The following is a 13,341-nucleotide window of genomic DNA, read 5'->3' as shown; positions in this document are numbered from 1 at the left end:
ACCGCAGAGGAAATTCTGCAAAGGAAATTTTGCAGAATTTATTCTGCGGAAGGGGACGGGTCGGGGATACCGTGGTCGTATGCCCGCTTCCGAGCTGACCAGCCTCGAACGCACCGCCCTGTACAAGTCCCTCGGCAATCCGCTGCGCCGCCGCATCCTCGACTACCTGGGCCGGCACGGCGAGGCGAACTCGACCGTGCTGGCCACGGAGCTGGGCGAGAGCTCCGGTACGACCAGCTACCACCTGCGCAAGCTGGCGGAGCAGCACCTCATCGAGGAGATCGCCGAGAAGTCGGGCGGCCGTGAACGCTGGTGGCGGGCGCTGCCGTTCAGCCACACCACGCCCGATCCGGCCACGATGACCCCCGAGGAGCGCGCCGCCGCCGAGGGCGTGGCGCGGCTGAAGATCGAGATGGACACCGGGCTCTACCTCCGGGCGCACCAGGAGTACGCGGGTCCCGAGGGGTGGGCGCAGGTCCAGCGCGCCGGCAACTGGATGACCAGGAACGAACTCCTGGACTTCGTACGTGAGTACCGGGCGCTCCTCGACCGGTACGGCCACCCTCGTGAAGATGCCCCCGCGGGGGCACGCCCGGTGCACCTGCGCTTCTACGCCGTCCCGGACGCCGTGGGAGAGTGGCAGGGTGAACCGACTGGCCCATGAGACGTCCCCGTATCTGCTCCAGCACGCCGACAACCCCGTCGACTGGTGGCCGTGGTCTGCCGAGGCCTTCGACGAGGCCCGCAGAAGCAACCGACCCGTTCTGCTGAGTGTCGGGTACAGCAGCTGTCACTGGTGTCACGTCATGGCCCACGAATCCTTCGAGGACGACGCGACAGCCGCGTATCTGAACGACCACTTCGTCAGCGTCAAGGTCGACCGCGAGGAACGGCCCGACGTCGACGCCGTCTACATGGAGGCGGTGCAGGCGGCGACCGGGCAGGGCGGGTGGCCGATGACCGTGTTCCTCACGCCGGACGCCGAGCCCTTCTACTTCGGCACCTACTTCCCGCCCGAGCCCCGCCACGGCATGGCGTCCTTCCGGCAGGTGCTGGAGGGTGTGGCCGGCGCCTGGACCGACCGGCGGGACGAGGTCGCCGAGGTCGCGGGGAAGATCACGCGGGATCTCGCCGAGCGGGAGCTGACCTTCGGGGACAGCCAGGTGCCGGGCGAGGAGGAGCTGGCCGCCGCGCTGCTCGGACTCACCCGGGACTACGACGCCGCGCGCGGCGGATTCGGCGGGGCGCCCAAGTTCCCGCCGTCCATGGTCATCGAGTTCCTGCTGCGCCACCACGCGCGGACCGGCTCGGAGGGCGCTCTCCAGATGGCCGTCGACACCTGCGAGCGGATGGCGCGCGGCGGCCTCTACGACCAGCTCGGCGGCGGCTTCGCCCGGTATTCCGTCGACCGCGAGTGGGTGATCCCCCACTTCGAGAAAATGCTCTACGACAACGCGCTCCTCTGCCGGGTCTACGCACATCTCTGGCGTTCCACCGGGTCCGAGCTCGCCCGGCGGGTCGCCCTGGAGACCGCGGACTTCCTGGTGCGTGAACTCCGTACGAACGAGGGCGGGTTCGCCTCGGCGCTCGACGCCGACAGCGACGACGGCACCGGCAGGCACGTCGAGGGCGCGTACTACGTGTGGACGCCCGAGCAGTTGCGTGAGGTGCTCGGGGACGCGGACGCCGAACTCGCCGCCCGGTACTTCGGGGTCACCGAGGGGGGCACCTTCGAGGAGGGGGCGTCCGTACTCCAACTCCCGCAGCAGGAAGGCGTGTTCGACGCCGAGAAGCTCGCCTCCGTGCGGACGCGGCTGCTCGCGGCGCGGGCCGGGCGGCCCGCCCCCGGGCGCGACGACAAGGTGGTCGCCGCCTGGAACGGGCTCGCGGTGGCCGCCCTCGCGGAGACCGGCGCCTACTTCGACCGCCCCGACCTGGTGGAGGCCGCCATCGGCGCCGCCGACCTCCTCGTACGACTGCACATGGACGACCGGGCGCGGCTGGCCCGCACCAGCAAGGACGGCCGAACCGGCGCCCACGCGGGGGTGTTGGAGGACTACGCGGACGTCGCCGAGGGCTTCCTCGCGCTGACGTCCGTGACCGGGGAAGGGGTCTGGCTGGAGTTCGCCGGGTTCCTGCTCGACCATGTCCTGGCGCAGTTCACGGACGACGAGTCGGGTGCCCTGTACGACACGGCGGCCGACGCCGAGCGGTTGATCCGCCGTCCGCAGGACCCGACCGACAACGCCACGCCCTCGGGGTGGAGCGCGGCGGCCGGAGCGCTGCTGTCGTACGCCGCGCAGACCGGCGCGGAACCCCATCGCACCGCCGCCGAACGGGCGTTGGGTGTGGTGAAGTCGCTCGGACCGCGGGCGCCCCGTTTCATCGGCTGGGGGCTCGCGGTGGCCGAGGCGCTGCTCGATGGTCCCCGGGAGGTCGCGGTGGTGGGGGAGGGAAGCGATCCGGCCACGACTGCCTTGCGGCACGCGGCACTTCTGGGTACCGCGCCGGGTGCCGTCGTGGCGGTGGGGACGCCGGAGAGTGACGAGCTGCCGCTGCTTTCCGGCCGCTCACTGGTGGACGGCAAGCCGGCCGCGTACGTCTGCCGTAACTTCGCGTGTGACGTCCCGACGACCGATCCCGACCGGCTTCGCACGGCTCTGAACGGCCGAAACGCGTGACTACCAACCGGTTCAAACGCCCCTAGAGCGCTGATTGTTCAGCAAGTCGACCGAGTGGGACGAAACACGCTCTTCACCGGAAGAACCTGTCAGCTTCACAGATCGCCCATAGTCTCGGCCCGGTGACGCGACAAGTGTGACGCACTGTCGCGACTGGGGGTTTTTGGGGATCTGGGGGGATCTGTTGCTCACGTCTGTCTTTATCGCTGCCGTTTCTCTGGCGCTCTTCTGGATGGCGGCCTTCACCCTGTGGTGGCAGATGCACGCGTGGCGTACGCCCGAAGTGCTGGCCTCCACCCGGTTCAGCAGTCCGGACGGGGGTGAGAGCCTGTCCTTCTCGCTGCTGCTGCCCGCGCGGCACGAGCAGGCCGTGCTCGATCACACCATCCAGCGGCTGCTGGAATCCAGCCACGCCGACTTCGAGATCATCGTCATCGTGGGGCACGACGACCCGGAGACCACCGAGGTGGCCCGGAGTGCCGAGGCACGCGATCCGCGCGTCCGGGTCGTCGTCGACCACCACGAGAAGAAGAACAAGCCGAAGGCCATGAACACGGCCCTGCCGCACTGCCGCGGCGATGTGGTCGGGGTCTTCGACGCCGAGGACCAGGTCCATCCGGAGCTGCTCGCCCACGTCGACCACGCGTTCCGTACGACCGGGGCGGACGTCGTCCAGGGCGGGGTGCAGCTCATCAACTTCAACTCCAGCTGGTACAGCCTGCGCAACTGCCTGGAGTACTTCTTCTGGTTCCGCTCGCGCCTTCATCTGCACGCGCAGAAAGGGTTCATCCCGCTCGGCGGCAACACCGTCTTCGTACGGACGAAGGTCCTGCGGGAAGCCGACGGCTGGGATCCCGACTGCCTCGCGGAGGACTGCGATCTGGGCGTCCGGCTGTCCAGTGTCGGCAAGAAGGTCGTCGTCGCGTACGACTCCGACATGGTGACCAAGGAGGAGACGCCCGGCTCCCTGATGTCGCTGCTCAAGCAGCGCACCCGGTGGAACCAGGGCTTCCTTCAGGTCTACCGCAAGCGCGACTGGAAGCAACTGCCGGGATTCGGACAGCGGTTGCTCGCCCGCTACACGCTGATGACGCCGTATCTCCAGGCGGTCTCCGGAGTGATCATCCCGCTCAACGTGGCGGTCGCACTCTTCCTCGACGTGCCCGTCGGGATCGCCTTCATCACGTTCCTGCCGGCCGTGACCGCCCTGGTCACCTTCGTCTTCGAGATCGTCGGACTGCACGACTTCGGCAAGCAGTACGGGCTTCGCGTTCGGCCCGTGCACTACCTGAAGCTCGTCGTCGGCGGTCCCTTCTATCAGGTGCTGCTCGCGGGTGCCGCCGTGCGCGCCGTCTGGCGTGAGCAACGGGGGCGCAACGACTGGGAGTTGACCAGTCATGTCGGCGCGCATCTCACCGACGTGATCCGAGAGGACGTTCCTGCGTGACCTCCACACTTCCCGCGGCGACCACACCCACGGTCCCCGCGCAGCGGCCTCGTACGCCCAAAATCGTCCCGACGTCCCTGCCCGTACCGCGTTTTGGCGGCTCGCGCTCCGATCTGATCCTGTGCGCGGTGCTGCTCGCGGCGATCCTCGTCGTGCAGGGCTGGAACATCGCCGCCTACCCGACCCTCAGCGACGACGAGGGCACCTATCTCGCCCAGGCCTGGGCCGTCCAGCAGGGCAAGGGCCTGGCCCACTACACGTACTGGTACGACCATCCGCCGCTCGGCTGGATCCAGATAGCCGGTCTGACCTGGATTCCCGCGCACATCAGACCGTCGCTGATGACGGTCGGGTCGATGCGCTGCGCGATGCTCGTGGTCAGCGCGGTGAGCGCGGTCCTGCTGTACGTCCTCGCGCGCCGGCTGTCGCTGCCGCGGTGGGCGGCGGGACTCGCGATGGTCCTCTTCGGGCTCTCCCCGCTCTCGGTCGTGCTCCAGCGGGAGATCTTCCTCGACAACATCGCGGTGATGTGGACGCTGCTCGCGTTCTGCCTGGCCGCGTCGCCGAGCCGTCATCTGTGGCACCACTTCGGCGCGGGCCTCGCGGCCGCCACCGCTGTGCTGACCAAGGAGACGATGCTCGTCATCCTGCCCGCGCTGTTCATCACGATGTGGCGGCACAGCCACCGTGACACCCGCAAGTTCGCCCTGACCGGCGCCGTCACGGCGTGCGTCCTGATCGGCGCCGCGTACCCGCTCTTCGCCCTGCTCAAGGGCGAGTTGTTCCCGGGCGGCGGACACGTCTCGCTCTGGCAGGGCATCACCTACCAGATGAGCCGCCCCGGCTCCGGGTTCATCCTGGAGCGGGGCACCGGCTCGTACGGGGTGCTCCACTCCTGGCTCTACTACGACCGGGTCCTGCCGCTCGGCGGACTCGCGGGGGCCCTGCTGCTCCTGGTCACCCTCCGCTGGTCGGTGACCGCGCGTGCCCTGGCCGGACCCGCGCTCACCGTGGCGATCCTCGCCCTGGTGGCCATGCGCCCGAACGGCTACCTGCCCGCGATGTACGTCATCCAGGCGCTCCCCTTCCTCGCCCTCGTCCTCGCCGGAGGCACCGCGAGCGTCGCCCACGCCGTGCTGCGCAGACGGCGGGCCGACGACGAGCGGACCTATGTGACGTGGGGGCGGCGCGGGCTGGCCGCCGTGCTGGTGGTGGCCGCCGGCGCCTATGTCGTGCCCCGCTGGTTCGACGGTGATCACACGGCCGTGACCGCCGACGCCAACGCCCCCTACCGGGCGGCCTCTTCCTGGCTGAGGACCGAGGTGAAGGACCCGCGGGACACCCGGGTCCTGGTCGACGACGCGCTCTGGCTCGACCTCGTGCACGACGGCTACCGGCCGGGCCTCGGCGCCATCTGGTTCTACAAGGCCGATCTCGACCCTGCGGTCACCAAGACGATGCCGCACGGCTGGAAGGACCTCGACTACGTGGTCGCCTCCCCGACCGTACGGCGCGACGCGGTCGACCTGCCGAACGTGAAGGCCGCGATCGAGCACTCCACGGCCGTCGCCACCTTCGGCACGGGCGAGGACCGCATCGAGATCCGGCGGATCGACGACACCACCACCAACAACACGGCCCGTTCCGGAGGCAGTCGATGAGCAGCTTCGAGAGCACTGTCCCCGGCGAACTGGGCGACCCGGCGGTACGCGCCGCCGAGGTCCCGGAGCCCGGTGCCGTCACCATCGTCGTCCCGACCTTCAACGAGTCCGCGAACATAAGGGAGTTGCTGCACCAGATCACCGAGTCGGTGCCGGCCCGGCTGCCCTGCGAGGTCGTCTTCGTGGACGACTCCACGGACGACACCCCCGAGGTGATCACCGAGGCCGCCCGGGACTGCCCGTTCCCGGTGACCCTGCTGCACCGCGAGGTGCCCGAGGGCGGCCTCGGCGGCGCGGTCGTCGAGGGGCTCAAGGCGGCGAGCTCCCAGTGGATCGTCGTGATGGACGGGGACTGCCAGCATCCGCCGTCCCTGATACCCGAGTTGGTCGCGTCCGGAGAGCGCGCGAACGCGGGTCTCGTGGTCGCCAGCCGCTACATCAAGGGCGGCAGCCGGGAAGGACTCGCGGGCGGCTACCGGATCGCCGTGTCGCGCGGCGCGACCTGGCTGACCAAGACGCTCTTCCCGCGCAAGCTGCGGGGCATCAGCGACCCGATGAGCGGCTTCTTCGCGATCCGCCGCAGCGCGGTCACCGCCGACATCCTCCAGCCCCTCGGCTACAAGATCCTCCTCGAACTGGCCGTACGCAGCCGCCCCCGCCAGGTCACCGAGGTGCCCTTCGTCTTCCAGGACCGCTTCGCGGGCGAGTCCAAGTCGAGCGCGCAGGAGGGCTTCAGGTTCCTGCGCCACCTCGTCGGACTGCGCACCGCCTCGCCGGTCGCCCGCATGGTGGTCTTCGGGCTGATCGGAGCCACCGGCTTCGTGCCGAACCTGCTCGGCCTGTACGCGCTCACCGCCGCCGGACTGCACTACGTACCGGCGGAGATCCTCGCCAACCAGCTCGGCGTGGCCTGGAACTTCCTGCTCATCGAGCATCTGCTGTTCCGCGAGCGCCGCAAGCACCGGGGCCGGTGGGATCGGACGGGCCGGTTCGCGCTGCTCGCCAACGCCGATCTGGTGCTGCGCATCCCGCTGATCGCTTTCTTCGTCCACCAGTTCGGCATGGGTGTCCTGTCCGCCACGGCACTGGCCCTGGTGACGACGTTCGTTCTGCGCTTCGCCGGGACCGAAGCGCTGGTCTATCTCCCGCGCCGCGGCAGCGAGAGCGGACGTGAGAGCCGTACGGCAAGGAGAACCACGTGAGATTCCGGGTGAGACCACGACGGAGAACCGCCCTGCTGGCCGTGACGGGCCTCGCCGCCGGGCTGCTGCTCGTGTCACCGCAGCCCGCGTCCGCCGTCAACCTCGTCACGAACCCGGGCTTCGAGACCGCCGGTACGGACGGCATGCCGTCCTGCTGGGAGAAGTCCGGCTGGGGCGACAACGACTTCGGCTTCGCGACCGTGACCGACGCCCATTCCGGCTCCAAGGCCATGAAGGTCACGGTGACCCGCCGGGTCGACGGCGACCGCAAGGCGCTGATCACCGAGTCCACCGCGTGCGCGCCGGTGGTCACCGCCGGCAAGCAGTACGACCTCGGGCTCTACTACAAGACGACGACCCCCGACGCGGCCATCACGCTGTTCCGGCACGACACGACGGCGGGCTGGCAGTACTGGACCGACCTCAAGACCCTGGACATGGCGGCGGCCTGGACGCAGGCGACGGTGCGCACCCCGGCCGTCCCGGCGGGCACCGACCGCATCACCTGGGGCGTCTCCGTGTACGGGACGGGCTCGGCGACCACCGACGACTACACGATGGAACAGGTCTCCGACCCCATTCCGCCGGCCACCTGCACGGGCACGGCCGACGAGTGCGCGAACGGGAAGTGGACGGTCCTGCCCACGCAGAACCCGGTCCGCTCCATGCACTCCGTCGTGCTGAACAACGGCAAGGTGCTCCTGATCGCGGGCTCCGGGAACAGTGAGGAGAACTTCGACGCGGGCACGTTCACGTCGGCGGTGTACGACCCGGTGACCGGCTCGTACAAGGTGATCCCCACGCCCAAGGACATGTTCTGCTCCGGGCACGTGCAGCTCGCCGACGGGCGGGTGCTGGTGCTGAGCGGCAACAAGGCGTTCCCGGTCGCGGGCGGGCACGGGTACGAGGGGTACAAGGACTCGTACATCTTCGACCCGGTCACCGAGACGTACAGCAGGACGAACGACCTGAACGACGGCCACTGGTATCCGTCCGCCACCGAGCTGGGCAACGGCGACATCATCTCGTTCGGCGGGCTGCGCGAGGACTCGTCGGGTTCGGTCACCGCGGAGCGCTGGTCGAACGCCCAGCAGCAGTGGCTGCCGCTGTGGCAGGTCAACCAGACCTGGTCGTTCTGGGGGCTGTACCCGTCGATGATCCTGATGCAGGACGGCCGGCTCTTCTACTCGGGCAGCCATGTCTTCGGCAACGGAACCCCCGGCACCGGCTCGGCGATCTACGACTACGACGCCAACACCACGACCGCGGTCCCGGGCCTCCAGAACAAGGACCAGCGCGACCAGTCCGCGAGCGTGCTGCTGCCTCCCGCGCAGGACCAGAAGGTCCTGACCGTCGGCGGCGGCAACATCGACTCGAACCCGGACGCGGGCCGGCTCACCGACGTCATCGACCTCAAGGCCGCCAACCCGGCCTACACGATGGGCCCGCAGATCCCGCAGGGCACGGTGGACCTCGGCAACGGCAAGGTGGCCGAGACCGGCGCGCAGGGCAAGATGTACGTCTCCGCCGTCCTGCTGCCCGACGGCAAGGTCCTGGAGACGGGCGGCGGACTGCACAACCGCGCCAACCCCGTCTACGAGGCGTCGATCTTCGACCCCGCGACCACGACCTTCGACCCGGTGGCCGCCGACCCGGAGGCCCGCGGCTACCACTCCTCCGCGTTCCTGCTGCCGGACGGCCGGGTGATGGCCACCGGCGACAACCCGGGCAACGGCACCTGGAACCACGACGTGTCCATCTACACCCCGCCCTACCTCCTCAAGGGCACCCGCCCGACGATCACTTCGGTGATCGACGACGAGTGGGTGTACGGGGACACCCAGCGCATCACCGTCGACCGGCCCATCGTCAAGGCGGAGTTGATCCGGCCCGCCGCGGTGACGCACTCCTCCGACCCCAACCAGCGGTTCGTGGACCTGCCGCTCAGCGTGGACGGCGACAACGTCGACCTCAATGTGACGAGCAACCCCGACATGGCGCCGCCCGGCTGGTACATGCTCTTCGCGGTCGACGCCAACGGCGTTCCCTCGGTGGCCAAATGGGTGCATCTCCAGGGGCCGTCCGCGCTCGCCACCGACACCGCCTCGGCGCACGTCCACTCCTTCGCCGACTCCCTGGCGGGCACCGTCACCGGGGCGGGCAGGAAGCGGACCTCGCAGAAGGTGTCCAGCACGATCTCCGGCTGCGACCGCCACTACGGCACGATCAACGTCTGCGTGCCCACGGTCTTCCCGGACGGGGTGAGGAAGACGACGGCCTCCCGCTGCGCCTGGCTGAAGAAGAACGACTACGGGCGCCTCAGGATCAACGGCAAGGACGACCCCCTCGGGCTCGACCCCAGCGGGGACGGACTGGCCTGCGGGGCAAAGGATCTGATCAGGCGTTAGGAAGACGTGACCGGCGCCGGACGTGATCCGTTCGCCGGTCCGTCAGCTCCCGAACTCCGCCAGGGCGCGCTCCACGACGGTCTCCAGCCGGTCGTGGTGCGCGCCCTTCCAGTAGGCGCGCCCGCACTCACCGCACTGGGCGAAGACGTCGTACGACCGCTCGGTGCCGCTCTCCAGCTGGTCCGCGACCTGCTCCTTGCTGGCCGTGCGGAGCAGGCCGTTGCACGCGGTGCAGCGCGTCCAGGGTTTCAGCTCGGGCGCGAACCGGCCGAGGACGTCCCGGAGTTGGTCGTCGGGCTGGGTGCTGTAGACGAAGCCGCCCGCCCACAGTTCGCGGCGCCGCAGCAGGCCGCGGTCGCGGCTGAGGAGGACCCGCCGCTCGGCCGCCGAACGGGCGGCGAGAGCCGGGTCGCCGATGTCGGTGGACTCGTACGCCGTGTCGACGCCGAGCAGCCGCATCCGGCGGGCGAGGGTGCCGAGGTGCACGTCGAGGAGGAAGCGCAGCGGGGCGCCCGGGATTCGCTGCGGGCGTTCGACCGCGCGGACCCGCACGGACTCGTCGGCCGCCGGGATGTGCGAGAAGGGCACCTCGCGCCCGTCCACGACCAGGGCGCCTACCTCCGTCAGCGGGACGCCGAGCGACTCGACGACATGGCCGAGGGTGGAGGAGCCGTCGGTGCCGACGGGGGTGACGCCGGCGCGGCGGCCGTGCGGGACGAACAGCCCCAGTTCGGGGGCGAATTCGATGTGGATCTCCGGTCCGTTCACGCGGTCAGGATGTCATGCGGGGTGTGCCCCGGGCCTCCGGGTTTCGCGGCGGCAGACCGTGCTCCAGGACGTTCATGGTGCGCTCGAACAGATCGGCCAGGTCGTCCCCCTGGCCGGTCTCGGCCCAGTACAGGGAGGTCTCCACCAGGCCGCCGATGAGCGACATCGCGAAGACCCGGACCTCCAGGCTGTCCGGGTCCAGGCCGGAGCGTTGCCCGATCGCCCGGCTCAGCAGCCGTCCGGTGACGGACAGGCTCTCCAGCATCCGGGAACGCACCGCGGGGACCTCGGCCATCAGCCGTGTCCGTAGCCGGGAGATCTCGGGGTCCTCGGAGTTGCCGACGCTGACGGCCCTCCTGAGCACATGGCGCAGGGACTCGAACCACGGCTCGTCCGCGGGGCGCTCGCGCAGTTCCTGCTCCAGGAGCGGGTCGTACTCGTCCGTGAGGACGATGTCCTCCTTGGTCGGGAAGTAGCGGAACACCGTGGACGGGGAGACCTCGGCCGCCTCCGCGATCTGTTCGACCGTCGTCGCGTCGTACCCCTGCTCCTCGATCAGCCGGTACGTCGCCTCGCGGATCGCGATGCGGGTCTTGATCTTCTTCCGCTCGCGGAGCCCCGGCTGGGGCTCCGCGGCGGGAGGGGAACTCTGTGCGGTGGCGGCCATGACTCCTATTGTCCGGCATCCGCCGGGGCCGGGACCATGTCGGTGTCCTCCTCCGGCACCGGGGCGGGCTGCCGGGGGCTGGGCAGCAGCGCCGCCGCCAGCAGGGCGGTGACCAGCGCGGCGATCCCGCTGACGAGCAGGACCAGGTCCATGCCGTGGATGTACGCGGCGTTCGCGGAGGCGGCGAGAGCGGGGTCGCCGAGCCGGTCGGCGACCACGTGGGCGCCGACCACCGAGTCGCCGGCGATCTTCGCGGCGGCGCGTGGCAGCGCGGAGGTGTCGAGGCGGTCGGCGTACGTGCTCGCCAGCAGGGAACCGAGCAGGGCGATACCGATCGCGCCGCCCACCTGGCGCACCGTCATCAGCAGCCCGGAGCCGCTGCCGGCCCGGTCGCGGGGAAGGGCGCCGAGGGCGGTGGACATCGCGGGCACCACGGCGAAACCGAAGCCGAGCCCGGCGAGCGACAGCCACAGGGCGGTGGCGCCGTACCCGTCGTCCACGCTCGTACGACTGCCGAGGAACGCGGCGAAGGCGAGGACGACGAGACCCGCGCTGATCACCGCGCGCGCCCCGAAACGGGTGATCAGAGGCTGCGCGCCCCGGGAGGCGACCAGCAGCCCGCCCATCATCGGCAGCATCCGCACCCCGGTCGCGAGCGCGTCGTGGCCGAGCACCGCCTGGAGGTACTGCGGCAGCACGAACATCAGGCCGGACAGGACGAACATGACGAGCGTCGCGGCGAGCGTGTTGAGCAGGAAGCCGCGCTGGGCGAGCAGGGACAGATCCAGCATCGGGCGGGGGCTGCGGCGTTCGCGGACGACGAGCAGCGCGATCAGGACGACGGAGAGGGCGAAGCAGCCGAGGACGAGCGGGTCGCCCCAGCCGCGGGCCGGGGCCTCGATGATGGCGTAGACCAGGACGCTGAGGCCGACCGCGGTGAGCGCGGTGGAGACGGCGTCGACCTTGGGCGAGGCGGGGTCGCTGGTCTCGGGGAGCAGGAAGACGCAGGCGGTGATGCCGATGGCGGCCATCGGCACGTTGACCAGGAAGACCGAGCCCCACCAGAAGTGGTTCAGCAGCCAGCCGCCGATGATCGGGCCGAGCGGCAGGCCGAGCGCCGAGGCGGCGGAGACGGCCCCGACCGCCTTGGTGCGCTCGTCGGGTCCGAACAGCGAGGGCAGTACGGCTAGCGCGAGCGGCATCACCAGCGCGCCGCCGACACCCATCAGGGCGCGGGCGGCGATCACCCAGGTGACGTCGTCGACGAGGGAGCCGGCCAGCGAGCCGGCGAGGAAGACACCGAGGCCCGTGATGAGCATCCGGCGCCGTCCGAAGCGGTCGCCGAGCAGGCCCGCCGGGAGCATCAGCGAGGCGAAGACGACGACGTACGCGTCCGCCATCCACTGCTGCTGACCGGTGGACGCGCCGAGGTCCCGGGCCATCGTCGGCAGCGCCACGTTCAGGATCGTCATGTCGAAGCCGAGCACGAGCATGCTCGCGACCAGGGCCCCGAGGGCCCACCAGCGGCGGGGGTCGCGCCGAACGGTGCCGTCTTGCGTGAGAGTCGCCATGAAATGAGAGTAACTCTCAAAAGGTGGCTACTGTCAATCCAGTGAGGCTTTCAGTTGACGGGCGGGTGACAGGTGCGGGGGCGTGGGGGAGCAGGGGAGGGCGTGCCGTCGGGCCGGAAACGCTCGACGGCCGTGAACGCGCGGTGGCCGCGGCTCGGGAGCCGCGGCCACTGAAGAGGCGGGAGGTGGGGGAGTTCGGGGAGAACGGTCAGCCGTGCTGGTAGGCCACCAGGGAGATGCCGACGTAGTGCACGATGAACGCGGCCAGGGTCAGGGAGTGGAAGACCTCGTGGAATCCGAACCAGCGCGGTGACGGGTTGGGCCGCTTGATCCCGTAGATCACCCCGCCCGCGCTGTAGAGCAGGCCGCCGACGATGACCAGGACGAGGACGGCGATGCCGCCCGTGCGCATGAAGTCGGGCAGGAAGAAGACGGCCGCCCAGCCCATCGCGATGTAGCAGGGCGTGTAGAGCCAGCGCGGCGCGCCGACCCAGAACACCCGGAAGACGATGCCCGCCGCCGCGGCGGCCCAGATGCTCCACAGGAGCCACTGCCCCTTGGCCTCCGGCAGCAGCAGCATGGTCAGCGGCGTGTAGGTGCCCGCGATGATCAGGAAGATGTTCGCGTGGTCGAGTCTGCGCAGGATGCCGTCCATCCGCGGACTCCAGTCACCACGGTGGTAGAGGGCGCTCACCCCGAACAGGAGGCAGGCCGTCAGGGCGAAGACTCCGCAGGCGATGCGGCCGCGGGTCGAGTCCGCCAGGGCGGTGAGGACCAGTCCGGAGACGAGGGCGGCCGGGAACATGCCGAGGTGCAGCCAGCCGCGGAGCTTGGGCTTGATCTCTTCCGACAGGGAGTGCGCGACAGAGACGTGGCCGGCGGCCGGCGTGTCCGTGGGCGCGTCGGGGACGGACGCAGTCATGGGCCGAATCGTAC

10 protein-coding genes are annotated in these 13,341 nt (G+C 70.1%); 6 read left to right on the top strand and 4 right to left on the bottom strand.

Going from position 1 to position 13,341, the window contains the following annotated elements; translation table 11 throughout:
* Positions 1-79 precede the first annotated feature (79 nt).
* The 6 genes from ACZ6KY_RS02905 (at position 80) to ACZ6KY_RS02880 (ending at position 9,399) form a co-directional block, all read left to right on the top strand.
* On the top strand, positions 80-664 hold the full coding sequence (locus tag ACZ6KY_RS02905) for an ArsR/SmtB family transcription factor (protein WP_469308538.1): 585 nt from the start codon (positions 80-82) through the stop codon (positions 662-664).
* Entirely contained in the window at positions 645-2,681 is a 2,037-nt protein-coding gene (locus tag ACZ6KY_RS02900; protein ID WP_469308537.1) for a thioredoxin domain-containing protein, read from the top strand. Before ACZ6KY_RS02905 ends, ACZ6KY_RS02900 begins: the two co-directional genes overlap by 20 nt.
* Before the next feature lie 184 nt (positions 2,682-2,865).
* Complete coding sequence (locus ACZ6KY_RS02895) at positions 2,866-4,128, top strand: glycosyltransferase (RefSeq protein WP_469308536.1); 1,263 nt, start codon at positions 2,866-2,868, stop codon at positions 4,126-4,128.
* The gene (locus ACZ6KY_RS02890) at positions 4,125-5,789 is read left to right on the top strand and encodes an ArnT family glycosyltransferase (RefSeq protein ID WP_469308535.1); all 1,665 of its coding nucleotides are present in this window, start codon (positions 4,125-4,127) and stop codon (positions 5,787-5,789) included. Before ACZ6KY_RS02895 ends, ACZ6KY_RS02890 begins: the two co-directional genes overlap by 4 nt.
* Complete coding sequence (locus ACZ6KY_RS02885) at positions 5,786-6,991, top strand: glycosyltransferase (RefSeq protein WP_469308534.1); 1,206 nt, start codon at positions 5,786-5,788, stop codon at positions 6,989-6,991. Before ACZ6KY_RS02890 ends, ACZ6KY_RS02885 begins: the two co-directional genes overlap by 4 nt.
* A 143-nt stretch (positions 6,992-7,134) precedes the next feature.
* On the top strand, positions 7,135-9,399 hold the full coding sequence (locus ACZ6KY_RS02880) for a galactose oxidase-like domain-containing protein (RefSeq protein ID WP_469308952.1): 2,265 nt from the start codon (positions 7,135-7,137) through the stop codon (positions 9,397-9,399).
* A 42-nt stretch (positions 9,400-9,441) separates the two neighbouring features.
* Here the strand turns inward: ACZ6KY_RS02880 and ACZ6KY_RS02875 are convergent, their stop codons facing one another.
* From ACZ6KY_RS02875 to trhA, 4 genes are all read right to left on the bottom strand, one after another.
* A complete protein-coding gene (locus tag ACZ6KY_RS02875; protein ID WP_469308533.1) occupies positions 9,442-10,167 on the bottom strand; it encodes a Mut7-C RNAse domain-containing protein in 726 nt (241 codons plus the stop codon).
* A gap of 4 nt (positions 10,168-10,171) precedes the next feature.
* Complete coding sequence (locus ACZ6KY_RS02870) at positions 10,172-10,834, bottom strand: TetR/AcrR family transcriptional regulator (RefSeq protein ID WP_469308532.1); 663 nt, start codon at positions 10,832-10,834, stop codon at positions 10,172-10,174.
* 5 nt (positions 10,835-10,839) lie between these two features.
* Positions 10,840-12,405, bottom strand: coding sequence for an MFS transporter (locus tag ACZ6KY_RS02865; RefSeq protein ID WP_469308531.1), 1,566 nt, complete (start codon positions 12,403-12,405; stop codon positions 10,840-10,842).
* 208 nt (positions 12,406-12,613) lie between these two features.
* Positions 12,614-13,327, bottom strand: a complete 714-nt coding sequence (gene trhA / locus ACZ6KY_RS02860) for a PAQR family membrane homeostasis protein TrhA (RefSeq protein ID WP_469308530.1) — start codon at positions 13,325-13,327, stop codon at positions 12,614-12,616.
* Between the last annotated feature and the right edge of the window lie 14 nt (positions 13,328-13,341).

The organism is Streptomyces sp. NPDC042002 (genome assembly GCF_055588305.1).
The sequence above is the reverse complement of the archived record's forward strand: the minus strand, read 5'-3'. Positions and strand labels throughout refer to the sequence as shown.